The sequence below is a fragment of the Flavobacterium sp. ACN2 genome, from assembly GCF_002303885.1.
In the GTDB taxonomy this organism is placed as follows: Bacteria; Bacteroidota; Bacteroidia; order Flavobacteriales; family Flavobacteriaceae; genus Flavobacterium.
Genome location: NZ_MRCM01000003.1, coordinates 156,957 through 175,874, shown reverse-complemented (window position 1 = coordinate 175,874; position 18,918 = coordinate 156,957). Strand labels below are relative to the sequence as shown.

The following is an 18,918-nucleotide window of genomic DNA, read 5'->3' as shown; positions in this document are numbered from 1 at the left end:
ATGTAATTTTCCTAAGTTTTGTTCAAGCGATTTTTCCCAGTTTTGTTTCTCTTTTTAATGTTGTCATGCACTAAAAGTGAAAAACCCGTAATCTCCTTTTATTACTGGAAAACAATCTTCAAATTTTCTGAAACGGAAAAAGAAGCATTGAAGGAAAACAATGTACAGAAACTTTATGTAAGGTATTTTGATATTGGAATTCATCCAGAATCTAATTTTCCGATTCCCATCAGTCCTGTTCGTTTTGAAGAAAATCCAAAAGAATATGCTATTGTTCCAGTTGTTTTTATTCAGAACAAAGTCATGCTCCAGCCTAATCTTGATGTAAAGGATTTGGCGCAAAAAACCTTTGATTTTATAGAACAAATCAATTCTAAAAATAAAATTGCGTGTCAAGAAATTCAAATTGATTGCGATTGGACTTTAAAGAGTAAAGAGAATTATCTGAAATTTATAGAAGTTTTTAAAAAGCTTTCGCAGAAGAAACTTTCAGCCACCATTCGATTGCATCAGGTGAAATATTTCAAAAAAACAAAAATTCCAAATGTCGATTCTGGAGTTTTGATGTATTACAATATGGGATCAATTGCGCCCGATTCTCTAAATTCTATTTACGATAAGAAAGTGGCAGACCGATATCTTAAAAGTTTAAAAAGATATCCGCTTCATTTAGATTTTGCCTTTCCAATTTATTCTTGGGGAGTTCATATTAGAAATAATAAAGTGATCGGACTTCGTTCTAAAATGAATAGTAGAGAACTAGAAAAAAATTCCAATTTTGAAAAAACAACTCCGATTTTTTTCAGGGTAAAACATTCCAATTATAAAAATGGTGTTTTTTATGAAGAAAACGATCTCTTGAAAATAGAGGAAATAAAACCAAAAGATTTAAAAGAAATGGCAGAAGATTTGCAAGATAATCTTGTTGAAAAGCCAAACGAAATTATATTTTACGATTTAGACGAATTCAATTTAAACACTTATGAAAAAAATACTTTTAAGCAGATTATTTCTTGCTTCTAGTGCCGTTTTGCTTTCTGCATTCGGAATTATATATGCCTGTGCAGACGGAGATTGGGATTATTTAGGATCTTATAATTCAAATTTTACCCCAGAAACTTTTGCCGATAAATCGTATTCGCCTTTGTTTTTATCTGGTGGTATTTTTTACGGAATTGGTTTTGATACCCAGCATAATTCTCGTTTTAATAAAAATATAAAATCAGATTGGGCAGATTATTTAAAAGGAAAAGTTGATACCACAACTGTCAATTATTTTTTGATTGGTGATGAAAAGCCTAAATATTATTCTGATGACAAAAATACCATCAAAAATAAAGAAGAAATAGAAGGTTTGCATGTTTATTATAAAACGAAAAAAGAAAATAAAAGCACGCAAAAATGGGGTAAAAAGTTGAATCTGAAAGATGAGAAAGTAAAAAACTTTGTTGAGTTTCTTTATTTGGCTCAAAAAATAGAAACAGTATCTATTGGAGACGATTATTGGAGCTACGATCCAGTTGTGGCAAAAACTTTCAATGATGCTAAAATGATTCAGTCGATAGAAAATGTATACAATACTTTATCAGATCCGTTTTTGAAAAACAGATATTGGTTCTTGACCATGAAAGCACGTTTTTATAGTAACGACAAACAAAAAGCAATTGATTTTTTTAATAAAACAGAAAGTTCTGTTGCCAGAAATACTTTGTATTATCGCGCTTTAGCGTATGTTGCCGGAATTAATTATAAACAAAAAAAATACGCGACTTCGAACTATTTATATGCTCAGGTTTTTGATAAATGTCCAGAATTAAGAGTGGTTACAGCGTATAGCTTCAAGCCAAAAAACGAATCAGATTGGACTAAGGCTTTAGCGTTGGCAAAAGATAATAAAGAAAAAGCGGCGCTTTGGGCAATTCACGGATATTATAAAGATGAAAAACAGGCAATTGAAAAAATCTACGAATTAGATCCTAAAAGCGAACATTTAAATTATCTCGGAACAAGATTGGTTAATTCGCTAGAGCAAAAAATAAACAATTCGTTTCAGACGGACGGGCAAGGAGAAAATCAGAAACCAAAACCACAAACTGTTGCTGAAAATAAAACAGAAAATAAGACGAAAGTGGATAATAGCGCTGTCGATTTAATTGCAAAAATTTCTGCTGCAGGAAATACCGATAAGCCTTATTTATGGGATATTTCACTTGGGTATCTTCAAACGCTAAAAGGCGATTATGCCAATGCAGATAAAAATTACAGCAAAGCTGAAAAAACACTTCCGAAAACAGAATTGGCGGGAATGCAGCTTCGTTTATTGCGTTTTGTAAATAATTTAAGCAAGATTGATAAGCTGACAGATAAAAATGAGAAAACCATTCTAGCCGATTTAAATTGGCTATACACAGAACTTCCTAAAAATTATAAAGGAGACACGTTTCGTTATCAAAATGCTTCTTCATGGAGCAGAAGCTATTTATCGCGTTTGTATAAAGAACAAGGCAATTTGGTTATGGCCGAGATTTACGGAGAATCACGCTATAGCTATTGGAATGATGGAAATGCATATTATGACAATGAAAAGAATTTGCTGGGAATAAAAAGCTTTTTGGAAAAATCGAATAAATCTGAAATCGAGAAAATTGGCGCAAGAATTTATAGTTTAAAACTGAAGGATATTAATAATTTTCAAGCAATTCAGTCTACTTTCAAAAACAAAATTCCTGAAGCAATTACTTTTATGCAGCAAACAGATTCTGTTCAATATTATAAATTCTTAGGAAATCCGTTTAACGGAAATATAAAAGATTGCCACGATTGCGAGCATGCGGCGTATCAGAAAAGAAAATATACTTTTATGGATTTCTTGACTACAATAAAAGAAATGCAGGATAAATTGGCTCAGAAAGAAGATGTTTACACCAACAGCCTTTTATTAGGAAATGCGTTTTATAATATTTCTCATTTTGGAAACGGAAGAACTTTTTACGAAATGAGCATTGTGGGGTACGGGTCGGGCCCATATTCATTTAGAGATTCGATGAAAGAAATGATTACGAATAATTCAGTTTCTAAAATGTATTATCAGAAAGCTTTTGAGGCAGCTTCGAATAAAGAACAAAAAGCAAAATGTTTGTATCTGATTTCGAAATGCGAACGAAATGATTATTACAATAAAAAATACAATAAGATAAACAGCTATTGGGAAATTCAAGATGATAAAGTTAATTTTATCGCTTGGAACTCGTTCAAAGCTTTAAGAAAAGACTATTCGGATACGAAATACTATCAGGATGTAATTGCTGAATGCGGTTATTTTAGAACATATGTAAATCAATAATTTCGAAAAGATGGTAAATAAAATAGAACATATTGGGATTGCGGTAAAAAATATGGACGATGCTAATGTTTTGTTTGAAAAAATGCTTGGTGTTCCGTCTTATAAAATGGAAGCAGTAGAAAGCGAAGGGGTGTTAACGTCCTTTTTTCAGACGGGAAATAATAAAATCGAACTTTTAGTAGCAACAAATCCCGAAAGTCCTATTGCTAAATTCTTGGAGAAAAAAGGAGAAGGAATTCATCATATCGCTTTTGATGTTGATGATATCGAAGCCGAAATTGCACGTTTAAAAAACGAAGGTTTTGTCTTGATTAATGAAGTTCCCAAGAAAGGAGCAGACAATAAATTGGTTGTTTTTTTGCATCCGAAGAATACAAATGGCGTTTTAGTGGAGCTTTGCCAAGAAATTAAATAAAAAAATGTCATTTTAATTTTTGAATAAGATGTTGAAAATCAATTTCGATTTTGAGATTCGGAGAAAGATTTAAAATTAAATTAAAATGATGTCTTAAAATATTTGGAGTGAATGAAAAATAGTAGTAATATTGCATCCTCTAAACCGGTCCTATAGCTCAGCTGGTTAGAGCACCTGACTCATAATCAGGTGGTCCCTGGTTCGAGCCCAGGTGGGACCACTCTTTTAGAACAGAAGCCTTTACAGAAATGTAAGGGCTTTTTTGTTTTTGTGATGAGTATTTGACGACCTTCAAGCCGTGTCAATTAGTAAAAAAATCTATATCCTATTCCATTTTTTATTCTTTGCAAATATCCGATGTTATATATTTTGGTAATTTAAACAATGGGCTAATTTATATTAACACAAAAGGTAAAAAAAAATCATAGAAACGATGTTCTTGCCTGTGATTTTATTACAGCGAATAAAAATTTTAAAACTTTATCGAAGTAAAAAAAGATAAATTAGGTTATAAAATATTAGCGATATAATTTTACTTACGCGCTGATTGGTATTATTAAATATGTCAAAATAAAATAAATATTCACTTTTGCTAAGGTTTAATTTGAAAACGATGAATAAAAGACAAATTCTTGCTGTCATATATATTTTTTTTATACCCGGTTTTGTACTATTATCTGGGGCTTTTTATCTTTTTCAGCAGAAATCAAGTTTTATTGAAAAGTCAAATAGTGTTTATGGTACAGTTATAAAATCCATACCTCTTGCTGGAAATAAAAATGGATCGCTCTATTATCCCTACGTTTCATTTGTTACAGATTCAGGTAAACAAATAGAGTTCACGTCTAATGAGGGTACTTCTCTTCCAGGTTACATTGAAGGAACTCGGGTTAAGGTTTTGTATGATCCAACTAATCCGAATGAAGCTGAGATTGCTGGGGTGAACGGCTATTTTGTTCATCCGTCATTTTTGGTCTTTATTGGGGTGTTTTTCGTTTTAATGGGTTTCTGGAAAATTTTGAATCAGTATTTTAAAATAAGAAAAGTATAGAGGCTTTTGCAGAAATGTAAAGGCTTTTTTGTTTTTGTTTTTTTTTTGAAGTGTGAAAATTGAAATTTTGGCTCATATTATTTAAACATCTATTTCTGTAAAATGCCTTAACTTTATCCGTCCAAAACAAATTTAATCTTCAGATGGATAGATTAACTCCCGAACAAAGGAGGAAAACTATGCAGGCGATAAAAAGCACTGCTACAAAAGGCGAAGTAAGGCTTGCTAAAGCATTATGGAAATTGGGTCACAGATACCGAAAAAACAATAAGAAAGTATTTGGAAGGCCTGATCTTACTTTTGCTAAATATAAAATTGCCATTTTTGTTGATAGTGAATTTTTTCATGGAAAAGATTGGGAAACGCAACAGCTAAGAATTAAATCAAATCAAGAATATTGGATTCCGAAAATTGAAAGAAACATACAGCGTGACGAAGAAGTTAATGCTTTTCTTATTTCTGAAAATTGGACGATTTTAAGATTCTGGAGTAAAGAGATTGAAAAAAATCTGGAAGTTTGTCTGGCAAAAATTGAAGGAACAATTATGCTTTTAAGTATTTAAACTTTTTCAGCTTTTAGCTGTCTAGCTTCAGCTTTCTCAATGCATTTGAATATTTCAGAAGCTAGCCTTTCTATAACAGGCATGCTTACAGAATTTCCAGCTTGTTTGTAAAGACTGGAATTTGAAATTTTGGGTAATTTGTAATGATCTGGAAATCCTTGAAAACGAAAACATTCTCTTGGGGTTAATTTTCTAAAGCCAAATTCAGTTGTAATGATTGGAACATTGTGGCCGCCGGTTCCCATGTTTGCAGTTAAAGTAGGGCAAACTTCTTTTTTGTTTTCTCGCACATACTGCCTCCTAAATTGATAAATTCTGTCTTCTCTCACAACGGCTTCCTTTAGCATGTTGTACATGTATTTGTCTTCGGTGTAATAGAATTTTTTATCGACTTTTTCTTTTGTAATTAAGTCGGTTACCTTTTTGGTTAATACTTCTTTCTCTGGGAAATTAAATCTAAACCCTTTTTTTACAAATTTTTTGTCAAAAGCAACCATGAAAATTCTCTCTCGATTATGCGGAATATTTCCAAAATCTCTAGTGTTTAAGATAGCACTGTCAAAAGTGTAGTCCCGTTTTTTAATCTCGCGCTGAATTACTTTCATTGTGTTTCCTTTGTCATGTCCTTTTAGGTTTTTGACATTTTCAAGAAACACTACTTTAGGACGCATTTCGTCAATAAAATCTAATATTTTAAAAAAATGATTTCCTCTACTGTCTTTAAAACCTTTTCGGTGCCCAGCTAGAGAAAAGGGTTGGCATGGAAATCCTGCTGTAAGAATGTCAATTTTATTGAGATCTTTTACGTCGAGCTGCATTACATCTCCTTCAATAAGAGTGTGCTTGAAATTGTTTCTGTATGTAACACAGGCTTTTTTGTCAAATTCATTTGCCCACTCTAATTTAAAACCTGCATTTTCAAAACCTAAACAAATACCGCCGACACCTGCGTATAAACTTCCGACTGTATATGGGTTTTTCATTTGATTAGTTAAAATTAAAAATAGATTTGAATTTGAATTTGTAAATCTTTTGGAATTGAGATGTATACGTACTTTGATTTTACAAATATATTAATTTGAGAACATTCTCTTGAATGTAATTAAAATTGCATCCAAACTTCTTTTTTTGACGTATATTCGATGAAAGACATTTTTTGAGAAAAAAATACTTTTTTAAGATAGGTAAATTCTTATAGACTTTTGAATGTTATGAATAATGTTGAAAATGAACGTTGTTCTTCTAGAACGTTTTCTGAAAAGGATTAGAAGTGTTTTTAAGAAAAATGTTAAAATTTGTTCTGGATTTTTGGTTTTAAAAGTTGGTTTTGTTTAAAAAACTTATACTTTTGTCCAAGATTTTGGAGATAGAAAAGCGTTTGTGCGAAATTTCTATTAAAGAATATTTGTCAATAATTATCTAGAATTGCTGTTTGCAATAGCTTGAATTTATGAAAAATCTAAAAGCCCCATTTTTAGTAATTGCCTTATTTTTAAATGTTTTATTAATGACTGCAGGACCTGCGCATCCGCCAGTTCCAGAAACTTCAGGAAGTACAGCCAAAAGCGCGAATGCTATGTCTGCTACTGCTTGTGATGAGCCAGGTTCGCCTAGTTGTAATGATCAGGCAGAAATGCCAATAAATCAACATGCTGTTTTTCTGCTATTAGGTGGTTTAGCTTTGGGCGCTACTGTAATATATAGAAATCAAATAAAAAAAGCTTCAATTTAATTGAAGCTTTTTTTGTGGGATTCTAAACGTTACTTGTTTATTGAGTAAAGTCTAGAGATGTATTTTCCAACTACATCAAATTCAAGGTTGATTTTTGTTCCGACTTTGAAATCTTTAAAATTAGTGTGTTCATAAGTATAAGGAATAATTGAAACGCTAAATTCATTCGTTTTAGAATTTACAACCGTCAGGCTGACTCCATTTACTGTAATCGAACCTTTTTCGATTGTGATATTGTTTAGGTTTTTATCGTATTCAAAAGTATAATTCCAACTTCCGTTTGCTTCTTCAATTCTAACACAGGTTCCAGTTTGATCTACGTGGCCTTGTACAATATGTCCGTCTAAGCGGTCGCCAAGTTTCATTCCTCTTTCCAGATTTACAATGTCGCCAGTTCTCCAATCGCCAATATTGGTTTTTAGAATAGTTTCGTCGATTGCCGTTACGGTGTAAAGAGAATCTTTAATAGCTACTACTGTAAGACATATTCCGTTGTGCGAAACGCTTTGGTCTATTTTTAATTCGTGGGTTATTGATGAGTCAACTGTTATATGAAGATTGTTTTGATCTTTTTGAATTTCGTGAATCCTTCCGAGTGTTTCTATAATTCCTGTGAACATTGTGGTTTTATTTTACTAAATTTGCACATCAAAATTAGTAATAAATAAACTGAGCTCATGAATAAAAAAGCAGAAAATATAATTGTTGGAATTTCAGTTGGAGATTTAAACGGTATTGGAAGCGAAGTTATACTGAAAACATTCGAAGATTCTCGGATGTTGGAATTGTGTACGCCGGTTATTTTTGCAAATGCTAAAATTCTTTCATTCGTTAGAAAAAACTTTACGTCGACGATTCAATTTCATGGAGTTGATAAATTAGATCAAATTATTCCAGGTAAAGTAAACGTTCTGAATCTTTGGAGAGAAGGAGTTGATATAAACTTTGGAGTAAATGATCCTAAAATAGGAGAATATGCAATTAAATCTTTTACAGCAGCAACAAAAGCGTTGAAAGATGGTGAAATAGATGTTCTGGTAACAGCTCCTATTAATAAATACAATATACAGTCTGAGGATTTTAAATTTCCGGGTCACACTGATTATTTGAATCAGGAATTAGAAGGTGATGCGCTAATGATGATGGTTCAAGATAATTTACGAGTAGGCTTAATTACAGACCATGTTCCGTTAAACGAAGTTGCTTCCCATTTAACAGAAGAACTGATAACAAAAAAAATAGAAACTATTAGAAAATCTTTGATTCAGGATTTTAGTGTAGTGAAACCAAAAATTGCAGTTTTAGGACTAAATCCGCATGCTGGTGATGGCGGTGTGATTGGAAAAGAAGATGATCTGATTTTGAAGCCAACTTTAAAGAAAATCTTCGATTCGGGAACAATGGTTTTTGGTCCATTTCCTGCCGATGGTTTTTTTGGAAGCAGTCAATATGAAAAATATGATGCTATCGTGGCAATGTATCACGATCAAGGGTTAATTCCGTTTAAGACATTGTCTTTTGGAAAAGGCGTGAATTATACAGCAGGTTTAAATAAGGTTAGAACCTCTCCAGATCACGGTACAGCTTACGATATTGCTGGGAAAGATATGGCAGATTACAATTCTTTTAAAGAAGCTGTCTATCTTGCGATTGATATTTTTCGCTCGCGTAATCAGTATGAGGAGATTAGCCAAAAACCTCTTAAAATAAAAGAAAAACAGTTATAAACAAAAAAAGGTCAATAAGATTATTAGATTTGTAATAATTTTATATCTTTGCACCCCAATTCAGATATCTAGTTTTAGAATCGAATTGATCAAATTGATGTTGAAATGAGCAAAACAAAAGAATTTTTAATTCCTTTCGTAGGATTAAAACTAGGAAAACACCATTTTGAGTATCAAATAAATAACGAGTTCTTTAAGAATTTTGAATACGATGAGTTTCAAAGTTCGGATATTAAAGTTAATTTACTTTTCGAAAAGAAAAGTACCATGTTAGAGTTAGAATTCAAACACAAAGGAGCAGTAAATGTGCCTTGTGATCTAACAGGCGAAGATTTTGATTTACCTATAAAAGGGAAAATGAAGTTAATTGTTCGCTTTGGAGACGAATTTAATGATGATAATGAAGAATTGTTGATTTTGCCACATGGTGAGCATGAGGTAGATATAGCGCAATATATTTATGAAATGATCGCGCTTTCTGTACCTCACAAAAGAATTCATCCAGGTGTTAAAGACGGAAGTCTACAAACAGAGGCTTTGACAAAACTGAATGAGTTAAGTGTAAAAGAACAAAAGGAAGAGAGTAACAAAGAAGAAGATATTGACCCGCGTTGGGAAAAATTAAAGAAACTATTAACGGATAAATAATATAGTAAAATGGCACATCCTAAGAGAAAAACCTCGAAAACAAGAAGAGATAAGAGAAGAACACATTACAAAGCTACTGTAGCTCAAATCGCTACATGTCCTATTACAGGTGAGGCGCATTTATACCACAGAGCTTACTGGCATGAAGGTAAAATGTACTACAGAGGGCAAGTTGTTATCGATAAATCTGAAGCGGTTGCTTAATACGTTTTTGTAAATTATACTAGAACTCTCACATAGTGAGAGTTTTTTTTGTTGATTATAATTTTCGTTTTTTAGGAAAATATAGACAAATTCGTTACGTTTTTTTTTGTAATTTTCGGGTCTTTTAAAAATTTTTCAAATTAATCATAATTTGAAAATAAATAATAGAATATAATGAATACAATCACAGCCGCCATTACCGCTGTTGGAGCTTATGTTCCTGACTTCGTTCTTTCGAACCAAGTATTAGAAACAATGGTTGATACCAATGATGAGTGGATTACCGCTCGAACAGGAATTAAAGAAAGAAGAATTCTTAAAGATGCTGATAAGGGTACATCTTACCTTGCTATACAAGCAGCAAAGGATTTAATTGCAAAAGCAAATATTGATCCGCTTGAGATTGATATGATTATAATGGCAACTGCGACACCAGATATGATGGTGGCTTCTACAGGAGTATTTGTTGCAACAGAAATTGGAGCCACAAATGCATTTGCTTACGATTTGCAAGCGGCATGTTCAAGTTTCTTATACGGAATGTCTACAGCTGCAGCATATGTTCAGTCTGGACGTTACAAAAAAGTACTTTTAATTGGTGCCGATAAAATGTCATCTATTGTAGATTATACTGATAGAGCAACTTGTATTATTTTTGGAGATGGAGCTGGAGCAGTTCTTTTCGAACCAAATTATGAAGGTTTAGGTTTACAGGATGAATATTTAAGAAGTGATGGTGTAGGGCGTGACTTCCTTAAAATACCAGCAGGAGGTTCTTTGATTCCGCCTTCTGAAGATACTGTAAAAAACAGACAGCACAATATTATGCAAGACGGTAAAACTGTTTTCAAATATGCTGTAACTAATATGGCAGATGCCAGTGAATTGATTTTACAAAGAAATAATTTGACAAATCAAGATGTTGACTGGTTAGTGCCACACCAAGCTAATAAACGTATTATTGATGCTACTGCTGGGAGATTAGAATTGGAAGATTCTAAAGTTCTAGTAAATATCGAGAAATACGGAAATACTACTTCTGGAACTTTACCATTAGTATTGGCTGATTTTGAAAATAAGCTTAAAAAGGGAGATAACATTATCTTTGCCGCTTTTGGTGGTGGATTCACTTGGGGATCTATCTATTTAAAATGGGCTTACGATAAAAAATAAATTAAAACTAAAAACGAATCATTATGGATTTAAAAGAAATTCAAAACCTAATCAAATTTGTTGCAAATTCGGGCGTTGCAGAAGTGAAGTTAGAAATGGATGATGTAAAAATCACGATCAGAACAACTTTAGAAACAAATGTAACTGAAGCAACTTACGTACAGCAATTACCTGCTCAGGCAGCTTTACCTCAAGCGGCAGTTCCACAAGTTACGGCTCCAACAGTTGTAAGTGTAACTCCAGAAGCACCAGCTGCTAACGATTCTAAATATATTACTATAAAATCTCCAATCATTGGTACATTCTATAGAAAACCATCTCCAGATAAACCAGTTTTCACAGAAGTTGGAAGCACTGTTTCTAAAGGTGATGTTCTTTGTGTAATTGAAGCAATGAAATTATTCAACGAAATCGAATCTGAAGTTTCTGGTAAAATTGTAAAAATTCTTGTTGACGATATGTCTCCAGTAGAATTTGATCAACCTTTATTCTTAGTAGATCCATCATAAATAAATTTAGATTTTAGATTTTAGATTTTAGATTGATCTGGCAGAATTAATACATCAGACATCTAAAATTATCTAATTATCAAATTGTCTAATTATCTAATTAAAATAAGATGTTTAAAAAAATATTAATTGCGAATAGAGGAGAAATTGCACTACGTGTAATTCGTACATGTAAGGAAATGGGAATCAAAACTGTTGCAGTTTACTCTACAGCCGATGCAGAAAGTTTACATGTTAAATTTGCTGATGAAGCGGTTTGTATTGGCCCTCCTCCGAGTAACTTATCGTATTTGAAAATGTCAAATATCATTGCTGCTGCAGAAATTACAAATGCAGACGCAATACATCCAGGTTATGGATTTCTTTCTGAGAATGCTAAATTCTCAAAAATCTGTCAAGAGCACGGAATTAAATTTATTGGTGCTGCTCCAGAAATGATCGACCGAATGGGAGATAAAGCTTCTGCTAAAGCTACAATGAAAGCAGCAGGAGTGCCTTGTGTGCCAGGCTCAGACGGATTGTTAGAGTCTTACGAACATGCACAAAAAGTAGCTAAAGAAATTGGTTACCCAGTTATGATGAAAGCTACTGCTGGAGGTGGTGGAAAAGGAATGCGTGCGATCTGGAAAGAAGAAGAGCTTTTAAAAGCTTGGGAAAGTGCGCGTCAAGAAGCTGCTGCAGCATTTGGAAATGACGGGATGTACATGGAGAAACTTATTGAAGAGCCACGTCATATCGAAATTCAAGTTGTTGGAGATTCTTATGGAAAAGCATGTCACCTTTCTGAAAGAGACTGTTCTGTACAACGTCGTCACCAAAAACTAACTGAAGAAACACCTTCGCCTTTCATGACAGACGACCTTCGTGCAAGAATGGGAGAAGCTGCTGTAAAGGCTGCTGAATTCATTAAATATGAAGGAGCTGGAACTGTAGAGTTTTTAGTGGACAAACACAGAAACTTCTATTTCATGGAAATGAATACTCGTATTCAGGTTGAGCACCCAATCACAGAACAAGTTATTGATTATGATTTGATCCGTGAGCAAATTATGGTTGCTGCTGGAATTCCAATTTCTGGTAAAAACTACCTTCCACAATTACATGCTATCGAAGTTCGTATTAATGCTGAAGATCCTTACAACGATTTTCGTCCTTCACCAGGAAAAATTACTACACTTCATATGCCAGGAGGACACGGAGTTCGTTTAGATACTCACGTGTATTCAGGATATAGCATTCCGCCAAACTACGATTCTATGATTGCTAAGTTAATTACAACTGCGCAGTCTCGTGAAGAAGCTATCAGCAAAATGCGTAGAGCTTTGGATGAATTCGTAATCGAGGGTGTGAAAACTACAATACCTTTCCACAGACAATTAATGGATGATCCAAAATATATTGCAGGTGATTATACAACTGCATTTATGGATACATTTAAAATGAATAGTCCAGAATAATTATAAAGGCTTCCAAATTTGGAAGCCTTTTTTATTTTGTAAAGTTTTTATAAAATTCCAATCCTAAAGCTTCAGAATAAATTCCCAATTTTAGAACTTCTACTCCTCAATCTTGGAATTTGTGATTTTAAAATTTGGAATTTCTTTCGAAAGGTTACACTAAAAGTGTTTACTTATTACACACCTTTTTTCTCATTTACACACCTTTCGCGTTTTGTCTTTTTTTGTTATATTTGATGTAAAGTCTTTTAATACAGGTTTTTACGATCTTTGGCATGGCTCTTTTCTTTTACGGCATAATAATTTCATTACTTAAAGCGTAAACAACTATTAATTTAAATATATACGTTATGAAAAATTTATTTTTATCAGCCGCAATTGTTTTAGGAAGTTTAACTTCATTTGCTTCAACTACTCCAATTACTCATACAAATGTAAAAGTAGTATCTATCGCAGACGATTATACAGAAATCAAATTAGAAGAATTACCAGCTGCGATTAAAGAGTCTTTGAAAAAAGCATATCCAGAAGCAGTAATTACTAAAGCATATAAAAACGAAAAAGCACAGTATAAACTTGATGTAACTGTTGGCGACAAAGTAGGAAACTTATTTGCTAATGCAGACGGAACTTGGATTACACAATAATCTGAAAATGAAGTCTTGTGAAAATCCGGATCAAGAATACTAAGATCAAATTAACTATATTAAAAAACAACTATCATGAAAAATTTATTTTTATCAGCCGCAATCGTTTTGGGAGGTTTAACATCATTTGCTTCAACTTCGCCAATTGCAAATACAATCGTAAAAACAATCTCTATCCAAGATGATTATACAGAAATTAAATTGGAAGAAGTTCCAGCAGCAATTACAGATGCTCTTAAAAAAGCGTATCCAGATGCTGTGCTTTCTAAAGCATTTAAAAATACAAAATCTGAATACAAGCTTGAAGTAACTGTTGGAGATAAATCAGGAAATCTTTTTGCTAACGCAGATGGAACTTGGATTAAAAAATAATTAAGTCTAACCCTTAAAAACTATTACTATGAAAAAGTTAATCTTATCGGCAGCAATTGTTTTAGGCAGTTTGTCGATGAACGCAGAAACCCCTGCTGCAACCAATTTAATGGTGCAGACAGTAAATGATCAGGATGGATACAAAGAAGTAGATGGAGTTCCGGCAGCCGTGAAAAAAGGCTTAGATGAAGCTTATCCTGGTGTAGTGCTTGAGAAAGCATGGGTAAATGATAAAAAGGAGTACAAAATTGAGATAACCGTTCGAGGTGAAAAATCGATCGTTTATACAGACGCTTCTGGTAACATTCTTAAAAAATAATTTAAACCACTAAATATTATGAAAAAGTTAATCTTATCAGCAGCGATTGTTTTAGGAAGTTTTACCGTAAATGCTGCGGTTCTTCCAGCAATTTCGATTTCTCAATCAGTATTCGCTCAAAGTGAGTTTACTGAAGTAGCTATAGATGCCGTTCCGGCCGCTGTAAAATCTACACTTGAAAAATCTTTCCCGAATACTAAGCTAGAAAAAGCTTATAAAAACGAGAAAAATGAGTACAAACTTGAGATTTCAAGTGGAGAAAAGAAGTATACTATTTTTACAGATGCTTCTGGAAATATCATTAAAAAATAATTAAAATCAGCATCATGAAAAAACTAATCTTATCAGCAATAGTGGTTCTAGGAACTTTGTCAATGCATGCAAATGTATTGCCTGTTTCTCTAAGCACTAAAGCAACTGTAGCTATTCAGTCAGAATATACAGAAGTTACAGTAGATGCTGTGCCTGCACCTGTGAAAACAGCTTTGCAGACAGCTTATCCAGGTGCAAAACTGGATAAAGCATTTGTCAATGACAAAAAAGAGTACAAACTAGAAATATCAGTTGGAGACCAAAAGGCTACTGTTTACTCAGATGTCAATGGTAACTGGTTGAAGATATAATTAGGTGAATTTAGATTTATGTTTTTGGTGAAAAAGAGATTGCATTGTGCAATCTCTTTTTTTTTTACATATTTTGCATAATTTTATGAAATAACAAGTTTAATAATATTATTTTAGCAAAAAGACCCTACAAACAAATGCCGAAGATATTACTGATAGAAGATGATATTGTGTTCTGTAAATTATTAGAGAAATTTCTAATCAAAAAAGCGTATGAGGTAACCACTACTTTCTCAGCAACAGAAGCGCGTGAAGCAGTTAAAAACGAATCGTTCGATTTGATTTTGACCGACCTTCGCTTGCCTGATTCTGATGGTATCGGACTTATGTCTGAATTTAAAAATTCTCACCCACATATTCCAGTTATTTTAATGACAGGATATTCTGATGTAAACACTGCTGTTAAAGCCATAAAAAATGGAGCGGCAGATTATATTTCTAAACCATTTAATCCAGACGAAGTTCTTCTTGTAATTACTAATGCACTACAAGCTCCAAAAGAGGAAGAAGAGCAAGCTCCTGTAAAAGAAAAAAAGACAGTAAAAAAACAGTCTTCATCAGGAGAAAATGAATTCGTGAAAGGAATTTCTGTTGCATCCAAAAAACTTTTAGATCATATTCACTTGGTGAGCCCGACAGATATGTCTGTTTTAATAATTGGTGAAAGTGGAACAGGAAAAGAAATCATTGCTAAAAGCATTCATCAGCAAAGCAGAAGAAAAGACAATAATTTTATTGCAGTAGATTGCGGAGCCATTCCAAAAGAATTGGCTGCAAGCGAATTTTTTGGACATCTAAAAGGATCTTTTACTGGAGCAATCAATGATAAAAAAGGATATTTTGAAGCTGCCAATGGCGGAACTTTATTTTTGGATGAAATAGGAAATCTTTCGTACGAAAATCAAATCCAGTTGTTAAGAGCGCTTCAAGAAAGAAAAATTAAACCGGTAGGAAGCAATAAAGAAATAAACGTCGATATACGCATTATTACGGCAACGAATGAGGATTTACGTGAGGCAGTAAAAAACGGCGATTTTAGAGAAGATTTATACCATAGAATCAATGAATTTTCAATTCAGTCACCATCTTTAAAAGATCGAGGCGAAGATTTAATGGTTTTTGCAGATTATTTCTTAGAAAAAGCCAATCAGCAATTGCATAAAGATGTGATTGGGTTTTCTCCAGAAGTGGTTTCTATTTTTCAGAACTACTCTTGGCCAGGAAATTTACGAGAATTGCAAAACTGTGTAAAACGTGCCACTCTTTTAACTCGTGGTGATTTTATCGAAAGTGATGTGCTTCCAGCAGAATTTTTTCAGATCCAAAATCAGCCTGCCGCAACTGCCGAAGTTTTCTCATTGTCTGAAAACGAAAAAGAAACTATTATTAGTGCCTTGTCAAAAACTCAAAATAATAAATCTGAAGCAGCAAAACTGCTAAAAATTACGAGAAAAACACTTTACAATAAATTGAAACAATATAATATCGAATAAAAAAAAGCAGTCTAATTTTAGACTGCTTTTTTATTACTTAAATCTCTTGTTTTAATTCCTTAAAAAGGATTTCTATTTTTTCGGATAAATCGGCGTAGGTTGCTTTTATATCGATTGTATTTAAATCTTCTTTTTCTAAATTTTTTAAAATTTCGCCAATCTCATTTGCTTGAATTTGCTTGAACATGGGAGCAATACGATGCGCAATAGATTTTATTTCCTCATGATTTTTCTCTTGAACAGCAGCGTTTAAAAAACCTAAATTTTCGATCGATGTTTCTATAAAAGACTTCAAAACTTCTTTCAAGGCCGATTCATCCTGACCTAGAAAATCTTTCAAAGTTTCTAAAGAATATATTTGAGAAGCATTTTCGTTTGTATCCTCCGTAGATTCAGTTATCGGAATTTCTTCATGATCTAAAATATGCTGAATCGTTTCGAGCAAAATTTTTGGCGAGTAAGGTTTCTTTATAACGGTAGTAAAACCAGCATTTTTATAAACTGAAAGATCCAAATCGGTGCGGCCAGTCAATGCGATTACAGGCTGATTTTTGAAAATGGTATCCGGAAGTTCACGAAGTTTTTCTAAAAACAGAAATCCGTCGATTTCCGGCATTTGAATATCAGTAATAACAAAATCAAAAGGCGTGGTTTGAATGGTTGCTAAAGCTTTTGCTGGATTAGTAAAAGAATAAACCCTATGTTGTTCTTGTTTTAAAACCCCGCTTGTTAGATTCAAAAGATTAATGTCGTCATCAACAACAATAAAAGTTTGTGTTTTACTGCTTTTTGCCGTCTTAGGTTTTAGTTCGGTTGCAGTAAAGTTTTGGCTATTATCGAATAATAAAGGCAGTTTAATAATGAATGTGCTTCCTTTTCCAAAAATACTATCTAAAGTTAAATTACCGCCCAGAATAGAAATGATCTTCTGACAAATTGATAACCCTAAACCAGTTCCGCCATATTTCTTTTCAATGTTTTCATTCGCTTGGGCAAATTCTTCAAAAACCAATTTCTGATTTGCTTTTTCAATTCCAATTCCAGTATCTTGAATTGAAATGGTAAAAAACTGATCGTCATTTATGTAAGCTGCAATTCGAATATGGCCTTCCTCAGTAAATTTATAAGCATTTCCGATAATGTTAGTCAAGATTTGTTTTAAACGAAATGGATCGCCAACAATACGTTTCTGAAATTGTTCGTCTACATTTATAATAAGATCAATGTCTTTTTGCTTGTAAACCGTTTGAATATTTCTGGCAACATCTTCAATGATTTCTGGCAACGAAAATGGAACTTTTTCTATAGAAATTTTCCCTGCTTCGATCTGCGAAAAATCGAGTAAATCCTGAACCAATTGTGTAATATATTCAGACGAGTTTTTAATGTTTTTAATAAAATAGGATTGCTTCGTATTGATGTCTGAATTTCCTAAAAGTTCAGAATAACCAACAATGGTGCTCAAAGGCGTTTTTAAATCGTGACTCACTGTCGAGATTAATTGTTCACGGCTTTTTAGCAGATTTTTGGTTTTGAAATTCGCGATTTCGAGCTGTTTTTTATACAATTGAGATTTTGAATAATCGCTTACAATTAGAATCGAGAAAAAAACCGTCAGCAATAAACCGATAACTGCCGAAGCCGTTACAATTTCGTTGACTCTTTTTAATGATTTTTCTTTTAATGAATTGTTTTTGATCGAATTGATAATGATTTCTCGCTCAATAATTCGAAGTATTTTTCTAAGCTGATCTGAAATTGCAATTTCATTCTGAAGCAGTTTATTTTCTTCAAAATTTAAAGATTCTTTTTTCTTTTCGGCTTTTATTTTTACAGAACTCAAAAGCTTTTTAGAATTGGCCAAAATAGAATCGGAAGCTTTTTTGCTAAGTGTATTGGTGCTGTCGTCTGGAATATTCGAATTTAAATAATCAACATATTGCTGTAAAACACTTCGCTGATAACTCCCCAACTGATTTGGGTTTTTAGTGAAATCCTGAAGTTCGAGTTTTCTCAAATTAAACTCCATTTTCGTGATTTCATCAATAGCATTATTTACAGAAGTTTCATCGTCTGCTTTATTCTTGATTTCTCTTAACTGTTTAATGTTTTCTGTCTTTTCAGACAAAAAATATGTTACGCTATCTAGAAGTGTTTTCTGATATTCGGTAGTAACAACTTGTTTTAAAGTATCGATACGTTTGCGAAGAGAATCGGTTTCGATAAGATAATTTTTAAAATCTTTTTCGGAGTTGTTCTGAATTGTTTGCCTTGCTAAACTTTCGGTTTTATAAACATTAGAATACAATCTGCTGACTCTGATGATTTTGTTTTTTTCTAAAGCAATCTTGTCTTCCAGTTTGTTATAAACTACATTTTCAGAATAAAGAAACCATCCAACTGTAACAACCAAAGCTAATAATGCAACATAGCTGAATAAAACTTTAATTGCGGTGTAGCTTCTTTTTGTTTCCATATTTTGCTTGAAAGATTTGAGGGAATGGGGTATTATTAAAACATTGCAATTTATCTAAAAAAATCTGTTTTACGAAGCGTAAATCTACCCAATATGTTACATAATTGTAAGGTTTACAAAGAAAAACAGCCGTAGATTGTGTAAATCTACGGCTGTCAAAATATTC

The 18,918-nt window shown here is 32.8% G+C and carries 21 protein-coding genes and 1 tRNA gene; 19 read left to right on the top strand and 3 right to left on the bottom strand.

What is annotated here, in order from left to right:
- Positions 1–57: 57 nt before the first annotated feature.
- The 6 genes from BSF41_RS04690 to BSF41_RS04665 all read left to right on the top strand — a co-directional run bounded on the left by BSF41_RS04690 (position 58) and on the right by BSF41_RS04665 (position 5,372).
- Positions 58–1,023 carry a hypothetical protein gene (locus BSF41_RS04690; RefSeq protein WP_172426845.1) on the top strand — a complete coding sequence of 322 codons (966 nt, stop codon included), beginning with the start codon at positions 58–60 and terminating at the stop codon, positions 1,021–1,023.
- Positions 983–3,343, top strand: a complete 2,361-nt coding sequence (locus tag BSF41_RS04685) for a hypothetical protein (protein WP_095928360.1) — start codon at positions 983–985, stop codon at positions 3,341–3,343. Before BSF41_RS04690 ends, BSF41_RS04685 begins: the two co-directional genes overlap by 41 nt.
- 10 nt (positions 3,344–3,353) lie before the next feature.
- Positions 3,354–3,758, top strand: coding sequence for a methylmalonyl-CoA epimerase (mce, locus tag BSF41_RS04680; protein WP_095928359.1), 405 nt, complete (start codon positions 3,354–3,356; stop codon positions 3,756–3,758).
- 146 nt (positions 3,759–3,904) lie between these two features.
- Positions 3,905–3,978, top strand: a tRNA-Ile gene (locus tag BSF41_RS04675).
- A 393-nt stretch (positions 3,979–4,371) separates the two neighbouring features.
- The gene (locus BSF41_RS04670) at positions 4,372–4,809 is read left to right on the top strand and encodes a DUF3592 domain-containing protein (protein ID WP_095928358.1); all 438 of its coding nucleotides are present in this window, start codon (positions 4,372–4,374) and stop codon (positions 4,807–4,809) included.
- Positions 4,810–4,952: 143 nt separating this feature from the next.
- Entirely contained in the window at positions 4,953–5,372 is a 420-nt protein-coding gene (locus tag BSF41_RS04665; protein ID WP_095928357.1) for a very short patch repair endonuclease, read from the top strand.
- Here the strand turns inward: BSF41_RS04665 and dcm are convergent.
- Positions 5,369–6,355, bottom strand: a complete 987-nt coding sequence (gene dcm / locus BSF41_RS04660; protein ID WP_095928356.1) for a DNA (cytosine-5-)-methyltransferase — start codon at positions 6,353–6,355, stop codon at positions 5,369–5,371. The two genes, BSF41_RS04665 and dcm, sit on opposite strands and share 4 nt — an antisense overlap.
- Positions 6,356–6,822: 467 nt before the next feature.
- Between dcm and BSF41_RS04655 the strand changes: the two genes are divergently transcribed.
- A complete protein-coding gene (locus BSF41_RS04655; protein WP_095928355.1) occupies positions 6,823–7,104 on the top strand; it encodes a hypothetical protein in 282 nt (93 codons plus the stop codon).
- Between the two features lie 29 nt (positions 7,105–7,133).
- Here BSF41_RS04655 and BSF41_RS04650 read toward each other — a convergent pair whose 3' ends face one another.
- Entirely contained in the window at positions 7,134–7,724 is a 591-nt protein-coding gene (locus BSF41_RS04650; protein ID WP_095928354.1) for a riboflavin synthase, read from the bottom strand.
- 57 nt (positions 7,725–7,781) lie between these two features.
- On the opposite strand from BSF41_RS04650, the gene pdxA reads away from it, so the two are divergent.
- The 12 genes from pdxA to BSF41_RS04590 all read left to right on the top strand — a co-directional run bounded on the left by pdxA (position 7,782) and on the right by BSF41_RS04590 (position 16,276).
- Positions 7,782–8,831, top strand: coding sequence for a 4-hydroxythreonine-4-phosphate dehydrogenase PdxA (gene pdxA / locus BSF41_RS04645; protein WP_095928353.1), 1,050 nt, complete (start codon positions 7,782–7,784; stop codon positions 8,829–8,831).
- Positions 8,832–8,936: 105 nt separating this feature from the next.
- Complete coding sequence (locus tag BSF41_RS04640) at positions 8,937–9,479, top strand: DUF177 domain-containing protein (RefSeq protein ID WP_095928352.1); 543 nt, start codon at positions 8,937–8,939, stop codon at positions 9,477–9,479.
- Positions 9,480–9,488: 9 nt separating this feature from the next.
- On the top strand, positions 9,489–9,683 hold the full coding sequence (gene rpmF, locus BSF41_RS04635) for a 50S ribosomal protein L32 (RefSeq protein WP_008465217.1): 195 nt from the start codon (positions 9,489–9,491) through the stop codon (positions 9,681–9,683).
- Between the two features lie 174 nt (positions 9,684–9,857).
- Entirely contained in the window at positions 9,858–10,856 is a 999-nt protein-coding gene (locus BSF41_RS04630; RefSeq protein WP_095928351.1) for a beta-ketoacyl-ACP synthase III, read from the top strand.
- A gap of 23 nt (positions 10,857–10,879) precedes the next feature.
- Positions 10,880–11,365 (top strand): acetyl-CoA carboxylase biotin carboxyl carrier protein, encoded by a 486-nt coding sequence (gene accB, locus BSF41_RS04625; protein ID WP_095928350.1) that lies wholly within the window; start codon positions 10,880–10,882, stop codon positions 11,363–11,365.
- A 110-nt stretch (positions 11,366–11,475) separates the two neighbouring features.
- Positions 11,476–12,822, top strand: coding sequence for an acetyl-CoA carboxylase biotin carboxylase subunit (gene accC / locus BSF41_RS04620; protein WP_095928349.1), 1,347 nt, complete (start codon positions 11,476–11,478; stop codon positions 12,820–12,822).
- Between the two features lie 350 nt (positions 12,823–13,172).
- Positions 13,173–13,469 (top strand): hypothetical protein, encoded by a 297-nt coding sequence (locus tag BSF41_RS04615; protein WP_095928348.1) that lies wholly within the window; start codon positions 13,173–13,175, stop codon positions 13,467–13,469.
- 75 nt (positions 13,470–13,544) lie between these two features.
- Positions 13,545–13,841: a hypothetical protein gene (locus BSF41_RS04610; RefSeq protein ID WP_095928347.1), complete on the top strand. Its 297-nt coding sequence runs from the start codon at positions 13,545–13,547 to the stop codon at positions 13,839–13,841.
- A 28-nt stretch (positions 13,842–13,869) separates the two neighbouring features.
- Entirely contained in the window at positions 13,870–14,160 is a 291-nt protein-coding gene (locus tag BSF41_RS04605; protein ID WP_095928346.1) for a hypothetical protein, read from the top strand.
- An 18-nt stretch (positions 14,161–14,178) separates the two neighbouring features.
- Positions 14,179–14,472, top strand: a complete 294-nt coding sequence (locus BSF41_RS04600) for a PepSY-like domain-containing protein (RefSeq protein WP_095928345.1) — start codon at positions 14,179–14,181, stop codon at positions 14,470–14,472.
- Between the two features lie 14 nt (positions 14,473–14,486).
- A complete protein-coding gene (locus BSF41_RS04595; protein WP_095928344.1) occupies positions 14,487–14,783 on the top strand; it encodes a hypothetical protein in 297 nt (98 codons plus the stop codon).
- A 137-nt stretch (positions 14,784–14,920) separates the two neighbouring features.
- Positions 14,921–16,276 carry a sigma-54 dependent transcriptional regulator gene (locus tag BSF41_RS04590; RefSeq protein ID WP_095928343.1) on the top strand — a complete coding sequence of 452 codons (1,356 nt, stop codon included), beginning with the start codon at positions 14,921–14,923 and terminating at the stop codon, positions 16,274–16,276.
- Positions 16,277–16,313: 37 nt separating this feature from the next.
- Here BSF41_RS04590 and BSF41_RS04585 read toward each other — a convergent pair whose 3' ends face one another.
- Positions 16,314–18,752, bottom strand: a complete 2,439-nt coding sequence (locus BSF41_RS04585) for an ATP-binding protein (RefSeq protein WP_095928342.1) — start codon at positions 18,750–18,752, stop codon at positions 16,314–16,316.
- Positions 18,753–18,918: the final 166 nt, after the last annotated feature.

Excerpts from the sequence above, each read along its gene's own strand:
- BSF41_RS04690 (WP_172426845.1), top strand. The coding sequence starts at position 58 with ATGTTGTCATGCACTAAAAGTGAAAAACCCGTAATCTCCTTTTATTAC.
- BSF41_RS04685 (WP_095928360.1), top strand. The coding sequence starts at position 983 with ATGAAAAAAATACTTTTAAGCAGATTATTTCTTGCTTCTAGTGCCGTT.
- mce (WP_095928359.1), top strand. The coding sequence starts at position 3,354 with ATGGTAAATAAAATAGAACATATTGGGATTGCGGTAAAAAATATGGAC.
- BSF41_RS04670 (WP_095928358.1), top strand. The coding sequence starts at position 4,372 with ATGAATAAAAGACAAATTCTTGCTGTCATATATATTTTTTTTATACCC.
- BSF41_RS04665 (WP_095928357.1), top strand. The coding sequence starts at position 4,953 with ATGGATAGATTAACTCCCGAACAAAGGAGGAAAACTATGCAGGCGATA.
- dcm (WP_095928356.1), bottom strand. The coding sequence starts at position 6,355 with ATGAAAAACCCATATACAGTCGGAAGTTTATACGCAGGTGTCGGCGGT.
- BSF41_RS04655 (WP_095928355.1), top strand. The coding sequence starts at position 6,823 with ATGAAAAATCTAAAAGCCCCATTTTTAGTAATTGCCTTATTTTTAAAT.
- BSF41_RS04650 (WP_095928354.1), bottom strand. The coding sequence starts at position 7,724 with ATGTTCACAGGAATTATAGAAACACTCGGAAGGATTCACGAAATTCAA.
- pdxA (WP_095928353.1), top strand. The coding sequence starts at position 7,782 with ATGAATAAAAAAGCAGAAAATATAATTGTTGGAATTTCAGTTGGAGAT.
- BSF41_RS04640 (WP_095928352.1), top strand. The coding sequence starts at position 8,937 with ATGAGCAAAACAAAAGAATTTTTAATTCCTTTCGTAGGATTAAAACTA.
- rpmF (WP_008465217.1), top strand. The coding sequence starts at position 9,489 with ATGGCACATCCTAAGAGAAAAACCTCGAAAACAAGAAGAGATAAGAGA.
- BSF41_RS04630 (WP_095928351.1), top strand. The coding sequence starts at position 9,858 with ATGAATACAATCACAGCCGCCATTACCGCTGTTGGAGCTTATGTTCCT.
- accB (WP_095928350.1), top strand. The coding sequence starts at position 10,880 with ATGGATTTAAAAGAAATTCAAAACCTAATCAAATTTGTTGCAAATTCG.
- accC (WP_095928349.1), top strand. The coding sequence starts at position 11,476 with ATGTTTAAAAAAATATTAATTGCGAATAGAGGAGAAATTGCACTACGT.
- BSF41_RS04615 (WP_095928348.1), top strand. The coding sequence starts at position 13,173 with ATGAAAAATTTATTTTTATCAGCCGCAATTGTTTTAGGAAGTTTAACT.
- BSF41_RS04610 (WP_095928347.1), top strand. The coding sequence starts at position 13,545 with ATGAAAAATTTATTTTTATCAGCCGCAATCGTTTTGGGAGGTTTAACA.
- BSF41_RS04605 (WP_095928346.1), top strand. The coding sequence starts at position 13,870 with ATGAAAAAGTTAATCTTATCGGCAGCAATTGTTTTAGGCAGTTTGTCG.
- BSF41_RS04600 (WP_095928345.1), top strand. The coding sequence starts at position 14,179 with ATGAAAAAGTTAATCTTATCAGCAGCGATTGTTTTAGGAAGTTTTACC.
- BSF41_RS04595 (WP_095928344.1), top strand. The coding sequence starts at position 14,487 with ATGAAAAAACTAATCTTATCAGCAATAGTGGTTCTAGGAACTTTGTCA.
- BSF41_RS04590 (WP_095928343.1), top strand. The coding sequence starts at position 14,921 with ATGCCGAAGATATTACTGATAGAAGATGATATTGTGTTCTGTAAATTA.
- BSF41_RS04585 (WP_095928342.1), bottom strand. The coding sequence starts at position 18,752 with ATGGAAACAAAAAGAAGCTACACCGCAATTAAAGTTTTATTCAGCTAT.